This is a genomic window from Algoriphagus halophilus, assembly GCF_900129785.1.
GTDB lineage: Bacteria > Bacteroidota > Bacteroidia > Cytophagales > Cyclobacteriaceae > Algoriphagus > Algoriphagus halophilus.
Map to the genome: position 1 here is coordinate 43,844 of NZ_FSRC01000001.1, position 22,042 is coordinate 65,885.

The window sequence follows — 22,042 nt, forward strand, 5'->3', positions numbered from 1 at the left end:
TTTATTTTTCAACGATGAATGGAGTCCATTTTTGATCTGATTTATTGCTTTTTAACACATGATCAATGAAGGCCATTCCTCTGATTCCGTCTTCTATTCCTGGGAAATCCTCCCATTCAGGTTTAGGAGTTTCTCCTTTCTGTTGAGCATAAATGCATCTAGCGAAATTTCGGTACAAGTTAGCAAAGGCTTCGACATATCCCTCAGGATGACCTGCTGGAGTTCGGGTATTTTCATTCGCCAAAGATCCTAAATAGCCTGTGCCAGCCCTATAGATTTGATCCGGTTGGTCTGGCCAACGAACAAGAAGAGAGTTGTTAAGCTCTTGTTCCCATTCTAAACCGCCTTTTTCCCCATAGACACGAACTTTTAAATTATTTTCTGCTCCCGTATCGGTCTGTGAAGCCATCAACACCCCAGAAGCTCCGTTTTCAAATCTCATCAAAACAACTCCATCATCATCAATTGGTCTGCCCTCAACTTTAATGTATAGGTCTGCACAAAGTTGACTGACTTTTAGTCCAGTAATGTATTCAGCCATATGGAACGCATGCGTTCCGATATCACCCATACAACCTGCTAATCCATTTTTTGTTGGGTCTGTTCTCCAGGCAGCTTGTTTGTTTTCTTCTGATTCAAGCAATTTCCAAAGCCATCCTTGTGGGTATTCCACATATACTTTTCTTACTTCTCCAATTTGGCCTTCTGCAATCATTTGCTTGGCTTGTTTGATCATTGGATACCCAGAATACGTGTGGGTAAGCAGGAAAAATTTGTCAGAAGCTTTAACAGCCTTATAAAGCTCCTTAGCTTCTTGATAATTTAAAGTCAAAGGTTTGTCCAGAGCGACATGGAATCCATGTTTCAGTGCTTTTACCGTTGGGTCAAAATGCACATTGTTAGGAGTGACAATACATACCACATCAATTCTTTCAGATTCTGGAAGTTCCAACTCTTTTTCAAACATCTCATCATAACTCCCATACACCCGATTGGAAGGAAGCATTAATTCCTCTCCCCGAATCCTGGACTTTTCAGGGTCTGAACTGAATGCACCTGCGGCAAGCTCAAACATTCCGTCCATCAATGCTCCATTTAAATGAATAGCACCAATAAATGATCCTGGGCCTCCTCCGACTAATCCAAGTTTTAGTTTTTTTGTTGTTGACATGGGTAAAAGAGAGTTTATTTGAGGGTTTAACTTTTTGAAATAATTGATTAAATGCTGAAATTCCTTGATACTTTAATTGAGGCGATCCATTAATTGATTAATTGCCTCCTCGAGTTATGAATGGCTGTTAATAATCCCCACTTTAACCCGATGTTTGATTTATCAATCAGGGGCTTAAAATACAGCAAATTGCCAAAACTTTAAAATTCCCTTTCAAATAGAATCAACCCGTTTATCCCCAAACTTTCTCAAATGATACTCAAGACCAAGTTTCAGCTTTCTTTTATGATGTTTTTAGAATTTTTCATTTGGGGGGCATGGTTTGTGACATTAGGAACTTTCCTAGGAACGAATTTACAGGCGAAGGACTCGGAAATTTCATTGGCTTTTTCTACCCAATCATTCGGAGCCATCATCGCTCCCTTTATTGTTGGGATGATTGCCGACAGGTATTTCAATGCAGAGAAAATCTTAGGACTCATTCATATTCTTGGAGGAATATTGATGTTTTGGCTTTACAAGACCAGTGACTTTGGCCTCTTTTTCCCAATTCTCTTGGGCTACATGATTTTGTTTATGCCCACTTTAGCGTTGGTAAATTCCATCTCATTTAATCAAATGTCCAACCCTGAAAAAGAGTTTTCTGTCATTCGAGTTTGGGGTACCGTAGGATGGATTACTGCAGGTTTTATGATCAGTTTTTTAGGTTGGGATAGCCAAGAAGGATTGAGCCAGGGCATGCTTGGAAACACCTTGTTAATGGCTTCCGCAATGTCAATTCTTCTGGGAGTTTATAGTTTTTCACTCCCAAAAACACCTCCGAAAGGAAAAGACTCGGGTCCATTTGAGATTTCAAAGGCCTTAGGGTTAGACGCTTTGTCCCTGCTGAAGCATAAGAATTTCGCAATCTTCTTTGTTTGTTCTATTCTGATTTGCATCCCTCTGGCATTTTATTATCAGAATACAAGTCCATTTTTAACTGAGATTGGTTTAGAAAACTCTACAGGAAAAATGGCATTAGGTCAGGTTTCTGAGGTCTTGTTTATGTTGGCCCTTCCTATTTTCTTCTCCAAGTTTGGAGTGAAAAAAACCTTGATGCTGGGTATGTTTGCCTGGGCTGTAAGGTATTTCTTATTTGCCTACGGAGATGCAGAATCAGGAGTTTGGATGTTATTAATTGGGATTGCCTTACATGGGATTTGTTATGATTTCTTTTTTGTAAGTGGGCAGATTTATACCGACTCCCATGCAGGGGAAAAATACAAATCCTCAGCTCAAGGGATGATTACATTGGCTACTTATGGTGTTGGGATGCTGATAGGGTTTTGGATTGCAGGTTTGATTTCTGAGAATTATGCAGATTTGGCTGGGAATCATGATTGGAAGTCAATTTGGTTGATTCCTTCTGGTATTTCTGTAATGGTTTTGTTACTTTTCACGGCACTTTTTAAGAAAGAGCGAGTTCAACCCTTACAATAATTCAAAATGACCAAACCTATTGACAACGGAAGAAGAGATTCTTTCAAAAAATTAATTCTGGGTGGTGCCGCATTTGGCTCCCTATCATCCTTTGAAATGAAACAAGAACCCAAAGCTTTAAAAGGAAATATCAATCACGGAGTATGTCATTGGTGTTTTCGTGATTATAGTTTAGAAGATTTTTGTGTAGAAGTAAAGAAAATCGGAATCAAAGGTGTGGACCTAATAGGACCAAACGGATGGGATACCCTAAAGAAACATGGCTTGGATTCATCCATGTGTAATGGTGCTGAAATAAGTTTAACGGAAGGGTTTGGAGAAGAAAAATACCATGACCAATTGGTGGAGAATTATACCAAAATGATTCCAATGGTAGCAGAAGCAGGTTATAAAAATCTAATTTGCTTTTCTGGTAACAGAAGAGGGATGGATGATGAAACCGGTTTAAAAAACTGTCAAAAAGGATTGGAAAGAATCTTGCCATTAGCGGAAAAGCATGGGGTAATGATCCAAATGGAATTGTTAAACAGTAAAATAAACCATAAAGATTACCTATGCGACAAATCTGCGTTTGGAGTAGAGTTATGTAAAAGATTGGATAGTCCTAATTTTAAATTGTTGTTTGACATTTACCACATGCAGATAGATGAGGGAGATTTGATCAGAAACATAAGAGATTATCATCAATATTTTGGTCATTATCATACAGCAGGAAACCCTGGTAGGAATGAACTTGGTGATGATCAGGAAATTAATTACCCAGCAGTAATGAGAGCCATCTATGAAACTGGCTTTGACGGATATGTTTCACATGAATTCATACCCAAAAAAGAAGATAAAATGGCCTCCCTTGCAGAGGGAGTTGCAATCTGTGATGTATAAACCAAATAACTAACAAAAACCATATTTATGGCAAATCAAGCATATGATGCAATTGTAGTTGGCTCCGGGATAAGTGGAGGTTGGGCTGCAAAAGAGCTTACTGAAAAGGGCCTCAAGGTGCTCCTATTGGAGCGAGGTCCCATGGTAGAACATGTTAAGGATTATAAATCGGCTACCCTACCACCTTGGGAGGTGCCACATAGAGGAAGAAGAACTCAAGAGCAGTTGGAAAACCATCCAAACTTGAGAAGAGACTATGTTCTGAATGAATTGAATTTGGATTGGTGGGCACATGAAGATGAATCTCCTTATGTGGAGGAAAAACCATTTACCTGGTTCAGAGGATATCAAGTAGGAGGTCGTTCGCTCCTTTGGGGAAGACAGTCCTACAGATGGTCAGATCTGGATTTTGAAGGAAATGCTAAAGAAGGAATTGCGGTGGATTGGCCGATTCGGTACAAAGATATTGCACCTTGGTATTCCTATGTAGAGAAGTTTGCTGGAGTTTCCGGTTCCAAGGATGGTTTAGATGTATTGCCTGATGGTGAATTTATGCCTCCTATGCCAATGAACTGTGTCGAAAAAGATGCCGCTGCAAAAATTAAAGAGCATTATAAAGGAGCCAGAACTTGGACTATTGGCCGCCCTGCCAATATTACCCAGCCACTTCCAGGAAGACCAGGCTGTCAGTACAGGAACAAGTGTTCTTTGGGATGTCCTTTCGGTGGATATTTTAGTACACAGGCATCTACTTTACCAGCGGCAGATGCTACTGGCAATTTAACCTTAAGGCCATGGTCAATTGTAAGAAGATTGATCTATGATAAAGATACCCAGAAAGCAACTGGAGTAGAGGTTTTGGATGCAGAGACCAACCAAACCATAGAGTATGATGCAAAAGTGGTGTTCTTATGTGCATCTGCATTTAACTCCACTGCAATCTTGATGAGAACGGCTACAGATATCTGGCCAGGAGGATTAGGAAGTAGCTCCGGAGAGCTTGGGCATAACGTAATGGATCACCATTTCCGTCTTGGTGCAAGTGGTACTATGGAAGGGTATGATGATAAATATTACTTTGGAAGAAGACCTACTGGACTTTATATACCTAGATTCCGAAATGTCAATGGAGACAAGCGGGATTACTTAAGAGGCTTTGGTTATCAAGGAGGAGCTAGCCGAAGTGGCTGGAGTAGAGATGTAGCTGAAATCAATTTTGGAGCTCCATTAAAAGAGGCACTTACTAAACCAGGACCATGGTCCATGGGTATTACCGCATTTGGTGAAATTCTACCTTATCATGAAAATACCATCAAATTAAGTGATACTGTGAAAGATAAGTGGGGAATGGAAGCATTGGTCATGAATGCAGAGATTAAGGATAATGAACTTAAAATGCGTAAGGATATGATGGCTGATGCAGCTGAAATGTTGGAAGTTGCTGGATTTAAGAATGTAAACCAATGGGATGCAGGATATACCTTCGGTCAAGGTATCCACGAAATGGGTACTGCCAGAATGGGTAGAGATCCTAAAACCTCTGTACTGAATGGAAACAACCAGGTATGGGAAGCGAAGAATGTGTTTGTCACTGATGGAGCTTGTATGACTTCAGCTGCCGCAGTAAACCCATCTCTTACTTACATGGCTTTGACTGCCAGAGCTGCTGCATTTGCAGTAGATGAACTGAAAAAAGGAAATCTCTAATTTAAACGACGGAAACTATGACTATGAATAGAAGAGACGCATTGAAAAGCGTTGTCCTAATGATGGGGGGAACAATGGTAGGTGCTACCGCCATCCTCACAGGTTGTACTCCTGAGCATCAAATCGAAGGACTTGATTTCATGCCAGAGGATATTGCTTTCCTCGATGAACTTGGAGATACCATTATCCCAACCACAGATACTCCAGGCGCTAAAGCAGTGGGTATAGGTTCCTTTATGGTAATGATGGTGAAGGATTGTTATGATGCAAACCAACAGAAAACGTTTGTCGATGGCTTGAATACCATCAATAAAGAGTTTAAAGCTGAATATGGTAAAGCATTTGTAGAGGCCACTGCGGAGGAGAGAACGGCTTATTTGAATAAGATGTATGAAGCAGCCAAAGCCAGTGGGGATAGAAAACCTGAAATTATCTACATGTTGAAGGATCTAACTGTACTAGGTTATTTCACTTCAGAAATTGGTGCTACCCAAGCATTAAATTATGTTGAAGTTCCTGGAAGATACGATCCTTGTATTCCTTACAACCCAGGTGATAAAGCATACGCGATATAATATTTAAACAATTCCAATCATGCCTGCTCCAGAAAAGGGGCAGGCTTTTTACATGATGAACAACCCTAGAAGAAAATTCATTAAGATGGGAGCAATGCTGGGTGTGGGCTCTGCCTTCATGCCTTTACAGTTTTGTTCCCCCGCAAAAAAAGAAGAAAATGTAGCCTTAGAAACTCCTGAAGAGACCAAATCAAAATTGGAATCTTTTGGAATCCAGCTCTATTCCGTAAAAGACGAAATGGCAGCGGATGCGAAAGCAACCATGACTGCATTAGCTGGTTTTGGATATTCCCAATTTGAAGGATTTGACGGAGGGAAAGGAGTGTTGTGGGGGATGAAACCAGCAGAATTTAAAACCCTGACTACGGATCTTGGAGTGCAAATGGTAGCCTCCCATGCCAATGTTTTTGAAAATCTAGATACCCAAGCAGAAGAAGCCAAAGAGGCTGGTTTGGAGTATTTGATTTGCCCATGGATTGGGGCTCAGAAAACCATTGATGAGTATAAAATGATGGCAGAGAAATTTAACCAAGTGGGAGAGACTTTAAAATCGCATGGGTTGAAGTTTGCCTATCATAACCATGATTATACATTTGAAATGTTGGAAGGAGTACTTCCCCAAGATGTGTTGATGGATAACACAGACCCTGCTTTGGTAGATTTTGAAATGGATATCTATTGGGTGTATGTGGCAGGAGTAAATCCTGCAGAATACCTGGCTAAATACCCTGAAAGATTCAAATTATGCCATTTAAAAGATGCAGAAGCTGATCAGGGAAATGGAGAAGAAAGAGGAGTTTTATTTGGCTCAGGAGAAATTCCTTTTGGAGAAATAGTAAAAGACTCCAAATCGCTGGGAATGGACTATTTTATTGTAGAACAAGAGCGTTTTGTAAATTCTACTCCGATGGAAGCAGCAGAGAAAAACGCTGCCTACCTGCAAAACATCTTTATGTATTAATTAAGAAAACGTTTCTTGATTGGTACTAGGTCTTTTAAACAAGAAGATATAAATAACAATAATTAGAATGATCAGCAAAGCAACTTCGAATTGAGCCCAAATTTGGGAACGGTTAATTTGGACTTTTGCTTTGCTGATTAATTTTTCCCCTTCACTCATCTGGATTTTGCTCAAGTTCTCCAAGTCTTGTTTGGCCAAAGCGATCTTTTTGTCATATAGTTTTACTTGCTTTTCATTTACTCCTGAGGAATCTGTATACAAAAGATCGTAGTTTTTGATATTTAGATCATTTTCTATAATTCTTTTGAAATCCATTAAATAATCAGATTCTTCAACCGTCAAATTGGTTTTTTCAAAATCCACAATTAACTCCATGATTCCTTCTTCATGACCTTGTATTTCATTGATTACCCTAGTGTAGTCGTAATCAAGATTACAGTGGTCGATCAACTTTTGTATGGAGAAAAGACGATCTGATATTTCAAAAATATATCCTTCCACTACTAAGCGGTCCTGATAAACCTCTGTAAAAGTATTGCTGATACTTTTAAAAGCTTGCCTCTCAGTTAAGTTTTTACCATAAATCAAAAGCAAAAGAACAGAGATAATAGCTATTGCCTGAAATCTTCTTTTTTTCAAACCAGGGTTAATCATAATCTATTTTTTAATTCAAACTTTTAATTGAGGGGGTTCTTATTATAAACCCTAACATAATCAATTTCCATTTTCTGAGGCCAAATAGTAGGGTCAATTCCTTGTTGACCTCCCCATCCGCCACCTACAGCAATATTAAGAATCAAATGAAAGGGTTGATCAAAAGGCCATTCCTTGTAATCTCCCCCAGTATTCTCAAATGAGAAATAGAGTTGTTGATCAATATAGAAATCGATTTTCTCTTTTGTCCAATTGATGGCGTAAAGATGGAACTCAGAATCGAAATCAGCAACCATCAAGTAATTTCCTTTTTGGGTGCCGATTTTATGGTTAAATGCTTCTGTATGAACGGTTCCATGCACTTTCCCCGGGTCATATCCTACATGTTCCATGATGTCAATTTCACCATTTGCCGGCCAACCCCCATGGATGTTTTTTTCTGCCAGCATCCAGATGGCCGGCCAGGTTCCTCTACCTGTTGGAAGTTTAGCTTTGACTTCTATATAGCCATATTTCCAAGAGGCTTTGCCTTTGGTGACCAATCTTGCGGAAGTATATCCTTTTGGATAGGAAGGGTCTTGGATTGCTTCAATAATTAAAACACCATTTTCTACTCTCGCATTATCCAGATTTGCCTCCGTGTAATATTCTAATTCATCATTGCCCCATCCATGATCTCCAACATTATAACTCCAATTTTTAGGATTGGGCAACCCATCTTGATCAAATTCATCAGACCAAAGCAATTTTGCTTTCTGTGCTTGCACCTGATAACTCCAAATAAGAAGGATTATGAATGGGATTCTTTTCATGGGTTTATTGATTACGGGAAAATACAAAAACTTAAATGATTAAGTAATGTTTTAATGGAAGGATAAATCTCATTTGCATGTTTCATCATTGTAAACACAATATTCGTAATTTAGCTAGTATATAAACCCAAATACAAATGGCATATTATTATCGATTGGGAGAGATTCCCCCCAAAAGACATACTCAATTCAGACAGCCCGATGGAAGCCTTTACAAAGAGGAGTTAGTAAGCTCAAAAGGTTTTTCGGGGATCTACTCCAACTTGTACCATATTTTTAATCCCAATGAAGTAAAGTCCATAGGGAAGCCTAGAAAATATTCTTGGGAGCCGGTCAAAGAGCACGGTTTAAGTCAAACCCATCTAAAGACCTCTGGGGTGGAAATTACAGGGGAGGATTACCTAAGCGCCAGGAAAATGCTTATGATGAATTCTGATGTAATGATGGGAATTTGTACTCCTAGAAAACGCAAGATGGATTTCTTTTTCAAGAATGCAGATGGAGATGAATTAATCTATGTTCATGATGGTGAGGGAGTGTTGTATTCTCAATTTGGTAAATTACCCGTGAGGAAAGGGGATTATATTGTCATCCCAAGAACCACTATTTATCGATTTGAATTTAATGAAGAAGGACCATTAAGACTTCTAGTTATTGAGTCGCATGGCCCAATTGAGACAGTCAAACGATATAGAAATGAAGTAGGGCAGTTGTTAGAACATTCTCCTTATTGTGAACGGGATATTCGTACTCCCGAGGAATTGCATATTGAGCGTGAAAAAGGAGATTACCTGGTTCAAATAAAAAAACAAGGGATGCTTTATCCCTATACCTATGGCCACAGTCCATTGGATATCGTGGGGTGGGATGGTTATTTATATCCCTATGCACTTTCAATTTTCGATTTCGAGCCCATTACCGGAAGAATTCATCAACCGCCACCGGTTCATCAGACTTTTCAGGCATGGGGATTTGTGATATGTTCCTTTGTGCCAAGGCTTTTCGATTACCATCCATTGGCAATCCCTGCACCTTATAATCACTCCAATATTGACTCTGATGAGGTGTTGTATTATGCAGAGGGGGAATTTATGAGTAGAAAAGGAATAGACCGGGGTTCATTTACCATCCATATGGGTGGTTTACCGCATGGTCCACATCCTGGTACAGTAGAAAAATCCATTGGAGCCAAATCCACGGAGGAATATGCAGTCATGTTGGATACGTTTAAGTCTCTGGAAATTACCACCGAAGCAATGGAATTTGTAGATAAAAACTATCCGATGAGTTGGACCGAATAAGTGAAAAAAAGGCCTGAGGTATGAATTCAGGCCTTTTTGATTTTAGTTTATTTTTGGTCAGTTATTTCGGTAATCGGGTGCCCTGTCGTTCCATTTGGTAGTTTGATGTCTAACATCATGGAAAGGGTAGGAGCAATATCGGTGATGGTCACGTACCGAGAAGTTTCACCAGCCGGGATATTCCAACCATAAAATACCATAGGTACGTTGGTATCATAGCTATAGCCTGTGCCATGAGAGGTCCCTTTGGCTCCACCTGTTAACCAGCCCGGCTCCAGAGTAATCAAAAGATCACCTGAAGATTTTTGATTATACCCCATCTGTAACCTGCCTGCCCTTCCTGCTGTGAACTCTGAATTTTTCATGGCATATGCAGTATAGACTTCTTTAATACCACGGAATCTCAACAAGAAATTAGCTAGGTCATCTTGCATATCTTTTAGATTCATACCTTTTTCCCTGATCAATTCATGATTCAAGAATACTTGTTCATTTGAAAGGTTTTCTATCCAATCCCCTTCTCCATAAGTAAGTTGAGTGTATCCTTTGAGCTGTGCATAGATATAGCTGTTGTTGAGATTGCCTGCTGGGATGTTTTCACTGATCATATGTGTAGCTACGTCTGCTACAGCATGGTCAGCAGTAAGAAATACAAGGTATTCACCTTCCCCGTATTTTTCGTCTAGGTAGTTTAATAATCGCTCAAACTCTAAGTCCAGTCTAAGATAATTATCCTCCACCTCTTTGGACATAGGCCCGAATCGGTGACCTATGTAGTCAGGAGAAGAGAAACTCAATGCTAAAAAGTCTGTCTCCCCACGGTTACCAAGATCTTCACCTTCCATTGCCGCGATGGCAAAGTCTAGCGTTAAAGTATTCCCAAATGGCGTAGAGGCAATCAGCCCCAACTCACCATTGCCCTGTTTGAGAGAGTCTAGAACATATGGAAAAGTTGGAGTGTCTTTTCCAGCAAATGGTGCTTCAAAGTCGTTGTTATCAGCAATACTTTGAGTATAAGTCTCAATAGGGTAAAGTGTATTCCAAGTTTGGCTTAAATACTTTTCAGCTAATTTTTTCTCATTGAAATTCTGAACCCAATCAGGTAAAGAATCATAGTAATAGGTGGAAGTCATAAATTCGCCAGTTCCGCTATCATACCAATAGGCATCTCCCAGGTGACCAGCAGGTAAGCTTGCCCCTCTGTCCTTGATGGCAACCCCCACTACCTTAGATCTTTTATTAGTGGCATACCTTAATTCATCTGTAATGGTAGTAGTCAATAAATTTCTTGGACTGATTTGACCACTTGCGGCAGAACCTCCGACCGCAGTTACTGTTGAATCTTCAGCGCAGTATAGAGATCCTTTTAGACTTCTGACATACCAGCTGTTACTGATGATCCCGTGCGTGGCAGGGGTAGTTCCTGTATAAACGGAAGCATGTCCAGGTCCAGTGTAGGTAGGGATGTAGTTGTAATGACCGTTTTTCATCATAAATCCATCGTTCATTAGGCGTTTAAACCCACCTTCTTTGTATCGGTCAGCAAACCTGTACAAATATTCCTGACGCATCTGGTCGACAATGATTCCTACAATTAGTTTAGGCTTTTCAGTTTTGGTTTGTGCCAAAATGGGCCCAAGAGCCAACACTGTAAGGAAAAGTAAAATCCCGATTTTTTTCATAATCTGTAAAATTTGAACCTAAAGATAAGCATATGCTTTAATCTGTGTGTGCTGACTTTGTTAAATGGAGAAAACATGTGAGATTAGGCATCTTAATTTTGTTAACAATGAAAAATATTTTCGTCCTTATTTCGGTTTTCCTCTTTTCACTCAGTATTCATGCCCAGTCTTATTTTGAGGATGCCCTCAGCAGTGACTGGCACAAAGAAAGAAGAGCAATTCTAAGGAGTAAAATGCCTGCTAATTCAGCTGCGGTTATCTTTAATAATCCGGTAAAGAACAGGTCCAATGATGTTGATTATATTTATCATCCCAATACCGATTTTTATTATTTGACAGGGTTGAGGGAGCCCAATGCAGTTTTGGTGATTTTTAGTGAAAAGAGGGAACTGAATGGAGTAATGAGCGATGAAATGATCTACGTTCAGCCAAGAGACCCTATGTCAGAGATGTGGAATGGAAAGAGACTGGGAGTGGAAGGAGTAAAAGAGAAATTGGGCTTTGAACAGGTTTATTTGTACGAAGAGTTTACTGGGATCCAACAAATAGATTTTTCCTCATTTGATAAAATTTTGTCCTTTGATTTATCTGATGATATAGAAGGGAGTAGTGCCAATGCGGATTTGAAAAAGATGGTAGCTTCTTTTAAAACTTCTTCTGGTTACCCAAAGGAAGTTGCTCCGATTAACCTTCAGATGTATGAGATGATTAGGGCAAGTAACACAGATAATGCAGCAAATGTGGTACAAATCATCAACCGCGCGAAACAACGATATCCGGAAGTAGAGGATGATCCAGTTTTAAAAGATTTTGTGAATGCAGATTCTCCGGAACAAAGAATGGAAGTGAAAGGGAAGCTACCTCAACAAAAAGTGGATTTATTTCTATTGACAGAGATCATGGAAGGTCTTCGTGAAGTGAAGACAGTGGAGGAGCAAGAGTTAATGAGAGCAGCTGCCAGGATTTCAGCCATAGGCCAAATAGAGGTGATGAAGGCCGCTAAACCTGGTATGTCAGAGCGAGAGATTCAAGGGATTCATGAATTCATCTATAAAAGATATGGTGCAGAAGATGTAGGATATCCCTCTATTGTGGGTGCTGGAAATAACGGTTGTATTCTCCATTACATTGAAAATGATATGGAGCATATCAGCGATAGATTATTGTTAATGGATCTTGGAGCAGAATGGAAAGGATATACCGCAGATGTTACCAGGACCATCCCAGTAAATGGTACCTTCAATGAAGAAGAAAAAGCCATTTACGAATTGGTATTGAAATCTCAGGATGCAGGGATCGCTCTTAGCAAAATCGGAGTGGATTTCGCAACTATAGGCACTGAAACCAGGCGAATCATTGATGAGGGATTGGTCGAGCTTGGAATTATTAAAGCAGGACAAAGGCATACTTATTTTCCTCACGGAACCAGCCATCACGTAGGATTAGACGTGCATGATCGAGGGGCAAGAGGTCCTTTAAAAGAGGGGGCGATTATTACGGTGGAACCGGGGATTTATATACCTGATGGTTCGGATTGTGACCCCAAATGGTGGGGGATAGCGGTGAGAATTGAAGATGATATTTTAGTCACCAAAGAAGGGCCGGTTAATTTGTCAGGAGATGCCCCTAGAACGGTGGAAGCAATAGAGCAAATGATGAAAATCCCAAGCGTCTTGGAAGAGTGGGTCTTGCCAGAGTTAAAATAAAATTCACGAAATGTCTCAGCCCCACCACGTCAGAAAGTTTAGGAGAGATGGTGAAAGTTAAAGGAGACACAGCTATGAAGATTTTAGATAGGTATTCCTAATTCACAAAGAACAAAGTCAGTGTTATTGAAAAGATGGAATAAAGAGTTTGTTAATACCCTCTGATCAAGTTAAGCTGTTAAATCCAGCGTTCTGCCGTTGGGTTTTGCGCGAGGCCAGTAGTTTTAATCCTTCTTCTTCAGATCACCTCTCTTAATGGATCGGATAAATTGCCCCCAAGCAAATGGATCCAGAAGCCTAAGGGGTCTAGGTCCGTACAAATCCTGATTCTGAAGTACTTGGCCTTGCTGGAAGTACCTAAAATTCTCTCCTCCTGAAGCAGGCATGCTTTCAGCCCAACGAAGTAGCATTTCAGGGCTCATGTTGGCCCTACTGATCGACATTGGATCTACCACATTCATCGCAATTACCGCCTGCTTAAATTCCTCTTCGGTGGGATAAGGTAAAACTTCCACCTCAGCCAAAGCGATTTCATCCACCTCCATTGTTAAAATCAGGCTGATTCTGTCATTTTCAACTGATTCAGGAACTTTGAATGTCTGACGTTTTAATCCGATGAAGCTGAACACCACACTATCACCTTCTAACACAGGCATGGAAAAATAACCAAACCGACCACTACTTGTACCCCTTCCTTTCTTTGGTACGTATACGTTTACGCCTGCTACCGCATCGGTACTATCTGCATTTAAGATAATTCCAGATAGCTGAATAACCTTCTTTTCTTGCTGATCTTGGGCAGAGGCAAACTGAACTGAAAAAATAAATCCCAGTAGGAAAAAGAAAGTGGATCTGATGATTATTGAATTATTCACAAATAAATTAACTAATTGAACGACGAAAGGTTGGTAAATCGGACGCGATTATACCCTAATTTCGCCTGAAATTTTATTTAATAAGCATAAACTGAGTTAAAACTTACTAAATGAGACTTAAAAATATCAGTTTAAACTATGGACTCCGAATATTTAAAGCACTTTCTGAGGAGTCTAGGGTGAGAATCATCCATTTATTAATGTTGAACAAGGAATTGTCCATTTCTGACTTGGAACATATCTTGGATTTCACCCAAACGAAAACAAGTAGGCACTTAATTTATTTAAAGAATGCAGGCTTGCTTGGAAGCAGGAGAGTAGATCAATGGATGTTTTATTACATCCTGGAGGAATACCTCGAAATCTTTCAGGCGGTTTTTAAGTTTATTCAAAAAGACTCCAGTTTGATAAAAGACCAGGAAACATTCGAAATCCTCAAATCCAACCGGGAACTTGCAATAAATAAAATTCAGAATAATCAATACAGAAGATAATTACCTTGAAGACTTACCAACATATATTCTTTGATCTGGACCATACCCTTTGGGATTATGATCGGAATGTCTCTGAATCCCTTTCCGAATTATATGAAATTTATAAACTGGAAGAACTGGGTATTCCAACTTTTGAGACTTTCTTCAGTTCATTCCATCATGTCAATTTCCAACTATGGGATTTGTACAATGTGGGAAAAATAGATAAGTATAACCTTAGATTAGAGCGGTTTAAACGCATTTTTTCACACGCTGGAGCCTATGAAGACTCGGTGCCTACCCCTTTTGAGGAGGATTTCATGCATCGTACATCCTCTAAACCACATGTATTTCCTTATTCAAAAGAGATATTGACCTACCTCAAACAAAAATATCCCCTTCATGTGATCACCAATGGTTTCAATGAGTCCCAAGCCAAGAAATTAAAAGCCTCCGGATTGGACCAATATTTTGACCTGATTGTCACTTCAGAGACCACAGGCCATAAAAAGCCAGATCCAAGGATTTTTTATCATGCGATGGAAACTCTTGGTACGGATCCGGAACAATGCATCATGATCGGGGATAATCCCAATTCAGATATTTTGGGAGCCCAGAATGCATCCATAGATCAAGTGTATTTCAATCCAGATGGGAAAGCAATAGAATTGAAGCCAACATATACGATTTCACATCTCCGGGAACTAGAAAGCATCTTATGATGCTTTTGTTATCAAAATCACTAGTCAATAAAATTCGGTTGGTTATCTTTGCCAACATCAGAAAATCATAACCCCAGATATCATGCTCAAAGGTTTTTTCAATGTACCCACTCCGGTTAACGAACCGGTAAAAGCATATGCACCCGGAAGCCCGGAAAGAAAAGAATTGCAAGCAGCTTTAGCGAAGGCAAGAGCGATGCAAGTTGATGTACCCATGTATATCGGTTCAGAAGAGGTAAGAACAGGCAATAAACATCCTATGTCTCCCCCTCATGACCATCAACATGTGTTAGGTCATTTCCACGAAGGAGATGCTTCCCATGTAGAGCAGGCAATTAATGCTGCGTTGGGAGCCAAGCATGCTTGGGAAAATATGGCTTGGGAACAAAGAGCTGCTATTTTCTTAAAAGCTGCTGACCTAATTGCTGGTCCATATAGAGCTAAAATCAATGCTGCGACCATGTTGGGCCAATCCAAAAATGCCATGCAGGCTGAAATTGATGCAGCTTGTGAGTTTATTGACTTCTTGCGTTTTAATGTGAAATACATGACTGAGATTTATGCTCAGCAACCACCAGTTTCTGGTAATGGAGTTTGGAATAGATTGGAACAAAGACCATTAGAAGGGTTTATTTTTGCCTTGACTCCTTTCAACTTTACAGCTATTGCTGGTAACTTGCCAGCATCCGCTGCAATGATGGGAAATACCATCGTATGGAAACCTGCTTACACCCAAATTTATTCTGCCAATGTGTTGATGGAGGTGTTCAAAGAAGCAGGAGTGCCGGATGGTGTGATCAACCTGATCTATGTAGACGGTCCAGTGGCTGGAGATATTATTTTTAAACATCCAGATTTCGCGGGTATCCACTTCACAGGTTCCACAGGCGTATTCCAACACATTTGGAAAGAAATTGGAGCCAACATCAATAAATTTAAGTCTTACCCAAGAATTGTTGGTGAGACCGGTGGAAAAGACTTTGTGATTGCTCATAAATCAGCGATTCCTAAAGCAGTGGCTGTTGGTTTAGTAAGAGGCGCATTTGAATACCAAGGACAGAAATGTTCCGCTGCTTCCAGAGCTTATATCCCATCCAATATTTGGGATGAAGTAAAAGGGTATATGTTGGAAGATTTGGCATCCATGAAAATGGGAGGTACGGAAGACTTCACCAATTTTGTCAATGCGGTTATCGACGAAAAAGCTTTCGATAAAATCTCCAGTTACATTGCGAAAGCAAAAGAAGCCCCAGGAGTAGAAATCATTGCAGGTGGGAATTACGACAAGTCAAAAGGTTATTTTATCGAGCCAACTGTCATTGTGACTCAGGATCCGATGTATACCACCATGTGTGAGGAGATCTTTGGCCCAGTTTTGACCATTTATGTATACAATGCTGAGAACTTTGAAGAAACCTTGGAATTGGTAGATCAAACAGGACCTTATGCATTGACAGGTGCCGTATTCTCTCAGGATCGCTATGCGATTGAATTGGCTACCACAAAATTAAAGAATGCTGCAGGTAACTTCTATATCAATGACAAGCCAACCGGTGCAGTGGTAGGACAGCAGCCATTTGGAGGAAGCAGAGCTTCCGGAACCAATGACAAAGCTGGATCTATGATCAACTTACTTCGTTGGGTTTCTCCTCGAACCATCAAAGAAACATTCGTTTCCCCAGAAGATTACAGATATCCATTCTTGGGAGAGGATTAATAATTCTTAAATGATCTTAGATCAAAATCAATTTTCAAGAGCCTCAGATTTATTTCTGAGGTTTTTTTAGTTTGAAGCATTAAGTTGATCCAGACTTTTTTGTAAATGAAAAAGGCCAGCGATTGCTGGCCTTAGTCGGTGGGGTGAATTTAAACAACTTAGTTCACTTGTCCTCTTAACTCCCCACCAGGGAAATCGTCAGAATGAACATTGACATACGCATTTCCAGTTCTGAAAGCCTCTCTTAGGATTTCTAAATCTCCTCCTAGCATTTGACCAGAGAAGTTAGCAGGCATTATTTCGCCCTTTGCATAGACTCCAGAAACAGGACCTACCACTTTATCCATCCTTAAAGTAAAAATTACTCCTCCATTGGATCCAGCTTTTGCTAAATGAATATGAGCGAATCGTACGTCTTCAATGCCATCAACATTTACTTGGAAGGATAAGGCACTTCCGTCGTTGGAAAAATTGAATTTTGCAACCCCTGTGGCGTCTGTCATTGCAGCGGGCACTTCATTAGCTCCGCTTAATTTGGTGCCATAATTTTTATTATCACTGGCTTCAACCATACTTACCTGTCCTCGAAGTTCGCCGCTGGGATTACCGGAGGTATGTAAATTGACATAGATATTTCCTGATTCAAATTCGGCTGTTAAATCAGATATCGACATTCCGGCTAATGGCCCAACTAATTTGGACGCATCGATCATGCCTTCAGCAATCAATCCATTGGATAAGCCCGGTATAGGAGTTGTTAACAAGGCAACTACAACAGGTCCATTGGTACCGGCAGCTGCATAATGAAGGTGAGCAGCTGCAATATTAGAGGTATTGGCTACTCTAAGTTCAAATTTTAAAGTGCCTTCATCGATTTGAGAAATTTTGGCAGCACCAGATCCAGGAGAACTTACTGAAGGAACTTCTTCAGACCCTATTAGAAAGGCCCCGAATTCAGCGAGCTGTCCTTTTCTGGCGTTAAGATCTGATTCAGATGCGAAAGCGGATGAATTGTCATCTCCAAGTTGATTCATTGTTGGAGTCTCCTCCTGAAAGTTTTGGCAGGCAAATGCGAAAAATGCTAAAAAAGATAGCAATGCGAGTTTTTGAAAAGACGTTTTCATAAGACGATTATTTAGGTTAGTTAATTGATAAAAGTATGTACGTAACCTACTGTATAATCGGATTGTTTTGATAGTCAATTATTTATCAATTTCTTTAAATAAGAAGAGTTCCCTGTTAAGAAGGGGGGGCAAAAATCACATGGCCCCAAGTAGTGTTTTAGGAAAAGCGGTCTAGCTTCTAGTTCTTTTTGTATGAAAATCGGAAACAAAAAAAACGGCTGAGTTTCCTCAGCCGTCCATATTTCAAATTGCTTGCTTCCTATTTCATAATTCCGATTTAGGTATACATTGCTCCATTCACATGAAGCACTTGACCTGAAATATAAGTACTCATGTCAGAACCCAAGAATACGCAAGCATCTGCAATTTCTTCTGGTTTACCACCTCTTTTCATTGGGATGGCATCTCTCCAGCCTTGTACTGTTTTTTCATCCAGAACTTCTGTCATCTCAGTTTCGATAAAACCTGGAGCAATGGCATTGCATCGGATATTTCTGGAGCCTAATTCCAAAGCTACTGACTTGGAGAAACCGATGATTCCTGCTTTGGATGCAGCATAATTAGCCTGACCTGCATTTCCTTTGGCACCTACCACAGAAGTCATGTTGATAATAGAGCCTGCTTTAGCTTTCATCATAGTTCGGGTCGCAGCCTTCACCGTATTGAAGCAGGATTTCAAGTTCACATTCATGATCTCATCCCAAGACTCCTCTGTCATTCTCATCAATAAGTTATCTCTGGTGATTCCAGCATTATTGATCAAAATATCCAGCCCACCGAAATCAGCTACTACACTGTTAACTAATTCCTCTGCAGCTTTGAAGTCTGATGCATCTGAGCGATATCCTTTCGCTTTGATACCAAAAGCTGCCAATTCGCCTTCTAGCGCCTGGCCTTTTTCTACACTGGACAAAAAAGTGAAGGCTACGTTGGCGCCTTCCTGAGCATATTTGATCGCAATGGCTCTTCCGATCCCTTTAGAGGCACCGGTGATCAAAGCAGTTTTTCCGGAAAGTAATCCCATTGATTCTAAAATTTTGTTTTGCCAAAATTAGAAAAAAACTGAAAGTTTCCGATTTGAAAAGTAAAGCCTTTTGGAAATCGGCTTTCTCCCTTCGTATTTTTTCTCAAAAATTGTTTTTGTAAAATAAAATTGGATGAAAGTCGACTTTGATGAAATTCTGTATTTTCATCTGGCTTTTGCTACAGGATTTACGAAATCATTTGCGTTTTTGTGAAGGGCTGCAAATTTTTTTCTGAAGCCAAAAGGTCTATTTTTGCATAGTTTCAATTCGTTATAAAACAATATTTAGATATGTCTTCGACCAAATTTGACTTGATCGTGGTGGGTAGTGGGCCAGGTGGCTACGTTGCTGCTATTCGTGCTTCCCAGCTCGGTTTGAAAACTGCTGTAGTAGAGGCGGCTGAACTAGGTGGTATTTGCCTTAATTGGGGTTGTATTCCTACGAAAGCATTGCTGAAAAGCGCTCAGGTATTTGAATACATCAACCATTCAGCTGATTATGGCATTACTGTTAAGGAGGCCAAAGCTGATTTTGAAGGAATGGTGAAGCGAAGTAGAGGAGTAGCTGATGGAATGAGCAAAGGCGTGACCTTCCTGATGAAGAAGAATAAAATCGAAGTGATTTCTGGATGGGGTAAAATCCAGCCAGGCAAGAAAGTTGAAGTAACTGACAAAGACGATAAGAAGACAGTCTATTCTGCAGACAATATTATCATCGCGACAGGAGCAAGATCAAGAGAGCTTCCTTCTATGAAAATCGACGATAAAAAAATCATCGGTTATAGAAAGGCAATGACCTTGGAAAAGCAGCCAAAGAAAATGGTGGTTGTGGGTTCTGGAGCAATCGGAGTGGAATTTGCCTATTTCTATGCTTCCATTGGAACTGAAGTAACCATTGTGGAATACCTAGATAGAATTGTTCCTGTGGAAGATGCAGAGGTATCCAAGGCTTTGGAAAAAATCTATAAGAAGGCAGGTATGACCATCATGACATCTTCAGAAGTGACTGCGGTGGATACCAAAGGATCAGGCTGTAAAGTGACCGTGAAAACCGCAAAAGGTGAGGAAACTTTAGAGTGTGACATCGTGCTTTCTGCTGCTGGTGTCGTTTCAAACCTTGAAAACATCGGTTTGGAAGATGTAGGTATTTTGGTAGATAAAGGTAAGATCAAGGTAGATGAATACTACAAAACCAATATGCCGGGTTATTATGCCATCGGTGATGTGATTCCGGGGCCTGCTTTGGCACACGTTGCTTCCGCAGAAGGAATTATCTGTGTTGAGAAAATCGCAGGACATTCTCCTGAACCATTGGATTATGGCAATATCCCAGGATGTACCTATTGCTCTCCAGAAATCGCCTCAGTAGGGATGACGGAAGCAAAAGCCAAAGAAGCCGGGTATGACTTAAGAATTGGTAAATTCCCATTCTCAGCATCTGGTAAAGCTTCTGCTGCTGGAGCAAAAGACGGTTTTGTGAAATTGGTATTCGATAAGAAATATGGAGAATTACTTGGAGCTCACATGATCGGAGCCAACGTAACTGAAATGATTGCCGAAATCGTTGCCATACGAAAACTGGAAACTACAGGGCATGAGTTGATTAAAACAGTTCATCCTCACCCAACCATGTCAGAGGCGATTATGGAAGCTGCTGCTGCAGCATATGATGAGGTGATTCACTTGTAAAAACCCACATTTTTGAAAATAAAAGACACAAGACTGAAAACATTCGGTCTTGTGTTTTACTTTTAGGGTAAACCCATTGTAAACAACCAACTTTTGGAGGAAGAACAATTAATAGCCGGGCTCAGGGCGAAAGACAAGAAAACCACGGAATACCTCTATGAGAAATATTCCCGTGCGCTTTTTGCAGTCATTTCCAGAATAGTCCATGATTCCGATATAGCCGAAGAGGTTTTTCATGACGCATTTGTCAAAATCACCAAGAAAATAGATCACTACGACGAGTCAAAAGGTCGTCTATACACTTGGATGGCAAATATTTGCAGGAATTCAGCCATTGATAAATTAAGGTCCAAGGAAATTTCTCAATCTAGTAAGACCAACGCAATTGATGACTTCGTATATGGATTAGAAAGCAAATCTGGGACGGAAGCAATGACGGATGGAATCGGAGTACGTGAGTTAATGGACCAGCTTAACGAAGATCAGCGCTTCATTATTGAGTATATTTATTTCAAAGGATATACACATTCGGAAGTTTCCGAGGAATTTGAAATTCCTCTCGGCACCGTCAAGTCCAGAGTAAGGGCTTCATTACAAGTTTTGAAAAAGAATTTAGACAGAATCTAGTGGATATTCAATCATACATAGCATCAGGCAAATTAGAGCTTTTCCTCTTAGGAGAGCTCAATGAGCGCGAGCGTGAGGAGGTTCTGACCTTGGCGAAATTGCATCCGGAGATCAAAAAAGAACTGGAAGAACTAGAGCAGACCATTTTTGCCTTCGATGAGTTGACCGGGACCCAACCTTCCAAAGCGGTAAGAGATAAAATCTTTGCCAGTTTGGAACAGGAGTTTAGATCGACTGAAGAGACCACTCCGGAAGTAGAAGAACCTAAAGTTGCCAAAGTAGTTAGACTTTCCCTTTGGAAAGCCTATGCAGCGGCAGCTTCTGTAGTGGCAGTATTGGCAGTAGGTGCAGCAATATTTTTTGCAAATAAGTTCTACGAGAAAGAGGAACAGTTTACGGCCCTACTTCAAGAACAAAATGTGATGGCTGACAATTTGAACCAGGTGAAAATGGAATTTGAACAGAAGGAAACCCAACTGGATAAAATTGTTGCCGGAGATTACAAACGGGTAGAGATGAAAGGTGAAGGTTTTGACATGCAAAAAGACGCGAAAGTAGATGTCTTCTGGGACCAGAATGCCCAGGAAGTTTTTGTAGCAGTAAATAACCTTAATTCTCTTAGTGAAGAATACGATTATCAATTGTGGGCCATAGGAGATGATGGGCCGATCGGGATTGGTTTGGTAAATCCAGGAGAAAAATTCACCCTACAACAAATGGAAGCGGTGGCACAAGCAGGAGCATTTGCTATTACCATTGAACCGAAAGGTGGTTCCGAATCACCAACCCTTGAAAAATTGGTAGTGCTAGGTGAGGTGGCATAGCTAGGCGAGGTGGCATAAGTAAGTAAAAGAAGATTTG

At 40.3% G+C, this 22,042-nt stretch carries 20 protein-coding genes; 13 read left to right on the forward strand and 7 right to left on the reverse strand.

What is annotated here, in order from left to right:
- Position 1 precedes the first annotated feature (1 nt).
- Positions 2 to 1,171 carry a Gfo/Idh/MocA family protein gene (locus BUR11_RS00230; protein WP_074222850.1) on the reverse strand — a complete coding sequence of 390 codons (1,170 nt, stop codon included), beginning with the start codon at positions 1,169 to 1,171 and terminating at the stop codon, positions 2 to 4.
- A gap of 252 nt (positions 1,172 to 1,423) precedes the next feature.
- Between BUR11_RS00230 and BUR11_RS00235 the strand changes: the two genes are divergently transcribed.
- Genes BUR11_RS00235 through BUR11_RS00255 form a run of 5 tightly spaced genes read left to right on the forward strand, consistent with a single transcriptional unit; the run spans position 1,424 to position 6,775 of the window.
- Positions 1,424 to 2,650 (forward strand): nucleoside permease, encoded by a 1,227-nt coding sequence (locus BUR11_RS00235; protein WP_074222851.1) that lies wholly within the window; start codon positions 1,424 to 1,426, stop codon positions 2,648 to 2,650.
- Between the two features lie 6 nt (positions 2,651 to 2,656).
- Entirely contained in the window at positions 2,657 to 3,532 is an 876-nt protein-coding gene (locus BUR11_RS00240) for a hydroxypyruvate isomerase family protein (RefSeq protein WP_074222852.1), read from the forward strand.
- Positions 3,533 to 3,559: 27 nt separating this feature from the next.
- Positions 3,560 to 5,239 carry a GMC oxidoreductase gene (locus tag BUR11_RS00245; RefSeq protein ID WP_074222853.1) on the forward strand — a complete coding sequence of 560 codons (1,680 nt, stop codon included), beginning with the start codon at positions 3,560 to 3,562 and terminating at the stop codon, positions 5,237 to 5,239.
- A gap of 17 nt (positions 5,240 to 5,256) precedes the next feature.
- Positions 5,257 to 5,814, forward strand: a complete 558-nt coding sequence (locus BUR11_RS00250; RefSeq protein ID WP_074222854.1) for a gluconate 2-dehydrogenase subunit 3 family protein — start codon at positions 5,257 to 5,259, stop codon at positions 5,812 to 5,814.
- A 19-nt stretch (positions 5,815 to 5,833) separates the two neighbouring features.
- Positions 5,834 to 6,775 (forward strand): sugar phosphate isomerase/epimerase family protein, encoded by a 942-nt coding sequence (locus tag BUR11_RS00255; RefSeq protein WP_234982031.1) that lies wholly within the window; start codon positions 5,834 to 5,836, stop codon positions 6,773 to 6,775.
- On the opposite strand, the gene BUR11_RS00260 is transcribed toward BUR11_RS00255, so the two are convergent.
- On the reverse strand, positions 6,776 to 7,414 hold the full coding sequence (locus tag BUR11_RS00260; protein WP_084560944.1) for an MCP four helix bundle domain-containing protein: 639 nt from the start codon (positions 7,412 to 7,414) through the stop codon (positions 6,776 to 6,778).
- A 38-nt stretch (positions 7,415 to 7,452) separates the two neighbouring features.
- The gene (locus BUR11_RS00265; protein WP_074222856.1) at positions 7,453 to 8,241 is read right to left on the reverse strand and encodes a glycoside hydrolase family 16 protein; all 789 of its coding nucleotides are present in this window, start codon (positions 8,239 to 8,241) and stop codon (positions 7,453 to 7,455) included.
- A gap of 137 nt (positions 8,242 to 8,378) precedes the next feature.
- Here BUR11_RS00265 and BUR11_RS00270 point away from each other — a divergent pair, with 137 nt between their 5' ends.
- Positions 8,379 to 9,542: a homogentisate 1,2-dioxygenase gene (locus BUR11_RS00270; protein WP_074222857.1), complete on the forward strand. Its 1,164-nt coding sequence runs from the start codon at positions 8,379 to 8,381 to the stop codon at positions 9,540 to 9,542.
- A 47-nt stretch (positions 9,543 to 9,589) separates the two neighbouring features.
- On the opposite strand, the gene pafA is transcribed toward BUR11_RS00270, so the two are convergent.
- Positions 9,590 to 11,224: an alkaline phosphatase PafA gene (gene pafA, locus BUR11_RS00275; protein ID WP_074222858.1), complete on the reverse strand. Its 1,635-nt coding sequence runs from the start codon at positions 11,222 to 11,224 to the stop codon at positions 9,590 to 9,592.
- 107 nt (positions 11,225 to 11,331) lie between these two features.
- Between pafA and BUR11_RS00280 the strand changes: the two genes are divergently transcribed.
- Positions 11,332 to 12,930, forward strand: coding sequence for an aminopeptidase P family protein (locus tag BUR11_RS00280; protein ID WP_143185772.1), 1,599 nt, complete (start codon positions 11,332 to 11,334; stop codon positions 12,928 to 12,930).
- A gap of 224 nt (positions 12,931 to 13,154) precedes the next feature.
- Here BUR11_RS00280 and BUR11_RS00285 read toward each other — a convergent pair whose 3' ends face one another.
- Entirely contained in the window at positions 13,155 to 13,805 is a 651-nt protein-coding gene (locus BUR11_RS00285; protein ID WP_074222859.1) for a carboxypeptidase-like regulatory domain-containing protein, read from the reverse strand.
- Positions 13,806 to 13,915: 110 nt separating this feature from the next.
- Between BUR11_RS00285 and BUR11_RS00290 the strand changes: the two genes are divergently transcribed.
- The 3 genes from BUR11_RS00290 (at position 13,916) to pruA (ending at position 16,717) form a co-directional block, all read left to right on the forward strand.
- A complete protein-coding gene (locus BUR11_RS00290; protein ID WP_074222860.1) occupies positions 13,916 to 14,299 on the forward strand; it encodes an ArsR/SmtB family transcription factor in 384 nt (127 codons plus the stop codon).
- A 5-nt stretch (positions 14,300 to 14,304) separates the two neighbouring features.
- Positions 14,305 to 15,000, forward strand: coding sequence for a YjjG family noncanonical pyrimidine nucleotidase (locus tag BUR11_RS00295; RefSeq protein ID WP_074222861.1), 696 nt, complete (start codon positions 14,305 to 14,307; stop codon positions 14,998 to 15,000).
- A gap of 82 nt (positions 15,001 to 15,082) precedes the next feature.
- Positions 15,083 to 16,717: an L-glutamate gamma-semialdehyde dehydrogenase gene (gene pruA, locus BUR11_RS00300; protein ID WP_074222862.1), complete on the forward strand. Its 1,635-nt coding sequence runs from the start codon at positions 15,083 to 15,085 to the stop codon at positions 16,715 to 16,717.
- A 158-nt stretch (positions 16,718 to 16,875) separates the two neighbouring features.
- Here pruA and BUR11_RS00305 read toward each other — a convergent pair whose 3' ends face one another.
- Together BUR11_RS00305 and fabG are read right to left on the reverse strand one after the other, a co-directional pair.
- Positions 16,876 to 17,841, reverse strand: coding sequence for a CHRD domain-containing protein (locus tag BUR11_RS00305; RefSeq protein ID WP_074222863.1), 966 nt, complete (start codon positions 17,839 to 17,841; stop codon positions 16,876 to 16,878).
- Positions 17,842 to 18,118: 277 nt separating this feature from the next.
- Positions 18,119 to 18,865 (reverse strand): 3-oxoacyl-[acyl-carrier-protein] reductase, encoded by a 747-nt coding sequence (gene fabG / locus BUR11_RS00310; protein WP_074222864.1) that lies wholly within the window; start codon positions 18,863 to 18,865, stop codon positions 18,119 to 18,121.
- A gap of 291 nt (positions 18,866 to 19,156) precedes the next feature.
- Here fabG and lpdA point away from each other — a divergent pair, with 291 nt between their 5' ends.
- From lpdA to BUR11_RS00325, 3 genes are all read left to right on the forward strand, one after another.
- A complete protein-coding gene (gene lpdA / locus BUR11_RS00315; protein ID WP_074222865.1) occupies positions 19,157 to 20,554 on the forward strand; it encodes a dihydrolipoyl dehydrogenase in 1,398 nt (465 codons plus the stop codon).
- Positions 20,555 to 20,647: 93 nt separating this feature from the next.
- On the forward strand, positions 20,648 to 21,181 hold the full coding sequence (locus BUR11_RS00320; RefSeq protein ID WP_074222866.1) for an RNA polymerase sigma factor: 534 nt from the start codon (positions 20,648 to 20,650) through the stop codon (positions 21,179 to 21,181).
- Positions 21,181 to 22,005: an anti-sigma factor gene (locus BUR11_RS00325; RefSeq protein ID WP_074222867.1), complete on the forward strand. Its 825-nt coding sequence runs from the start codon at positions 21,181 to 21,183 to the stop codon at positions 22,003 to 22,005. Before BUR11_RS00320 ends, BUR11_RS00325 begins: the two co-directional genes overlap by 1 nt.
- Positions 22,006 to 22,042 lie beyond the last annotated feature (37 nt).

Bases quoted from the DNA above. Each gene is read 5' to 3' on its own strand.
- BUR11_RS00230 (WP_074222850.1), bottom strand. From the start codon at position 1,171: ATGTCAACAACAAAAAAACTAAAACTTGGATTAGTCGGAGGAGGCCCA.
- BUR11_RS00235 (WP_074222851.1), top strand. From the start codon at position 1,424: ATGATACTCAAGACCAAGTTTCAGCTTTCTTTTATGATGTTTTTAGAA.
- BUR11_RS00240 (WP_074222852.1), top strand. From the start codon at position 2,657: ATGACCAAACCTATTGACAACGGAAGAAGAGATTCTTTCAAAAAATTA.
- BUR11_RS00245 (WP_074222853.1), top strand. From the start codon at position 3,560: ATGGCAAATCAAGCATATGATGCAATTGTAGTTGGCTCCGGGATAAGT.
- BUR11_RS00250 (WP_074222854.1), top strand. From the start codon at position 5,257: ATGACTATGAATAGAAGAGACGCATTGAAAAGCGTTGTCCTAATGATG.
- BUR11_RS00255 (WP_234982031.1), top strand. From the start codon at position 5,834: ATGCCTGCTCCAGAAAAGGGGCAGGCTTTTTACATGATGAACAACCCT.
- BUR11_RS00265 (WP_074222856.1), bottom strand. From the start codon at position 8,241: ATGAAAAGAATCCCATTCATAATCCTTCTTATTTGGAGTTATCAGGTG.
- BUR11_RS00270 (WP_074222857.1), top strand. From the start codon at position 8,379: ATGGCATATTATTATCGATTGGGAGAGATTCCCCCCAAAAGACATACT.
- pafA (WP_074222858.1), bottom strand. From the start codon at position 11,224: ATGAAAAAAATCGGGATTTTACTTTTCCTTACAGTGTTGGCTCTTGGG.
- BUR11_RS00280 (WP_143185772.1), top strand. From the start codon at position 11,332: ATGAAAAATATTTTCGTCCTTATTTCGGTTTTCCTCTTTTCACTCAGT.
- BUR11_RS00290 (WP_074222860.1), top strand. From the start codon at position 13,916: ATGAGACTTAAAAATATCAGTTTAAACTATGGACTCCGAATATTTAAA.
- pruA (WP_074222862.1), top strand. From the start codon at position 15,083: ATGCTCAAAGGTTTTTTCAATGTACCCACTCCGGTTAACGAACCGGTA.
- BUR11_RS00305 (WP_074222863.1), bottom strand. From the start codon at position 17,841: ATGAAAACGTCTTTTCAAAAACTCGCATTGCTATCTTTTTTAGCATTT.
- fabG (WP_074222864.1), bottom strand. From the start codon at position 18,865: ATGGGATTACTTTCCGGAAAAACTGCTTTGATCACCGGTGCCTCTAAA.
- lpdA (WP_074222865.1), top strand. From the start codon at position 19,157: ATGTCTTCGACCAAATTTGACTTGATCGTGGTGGGTAGTGGGCCAGGT.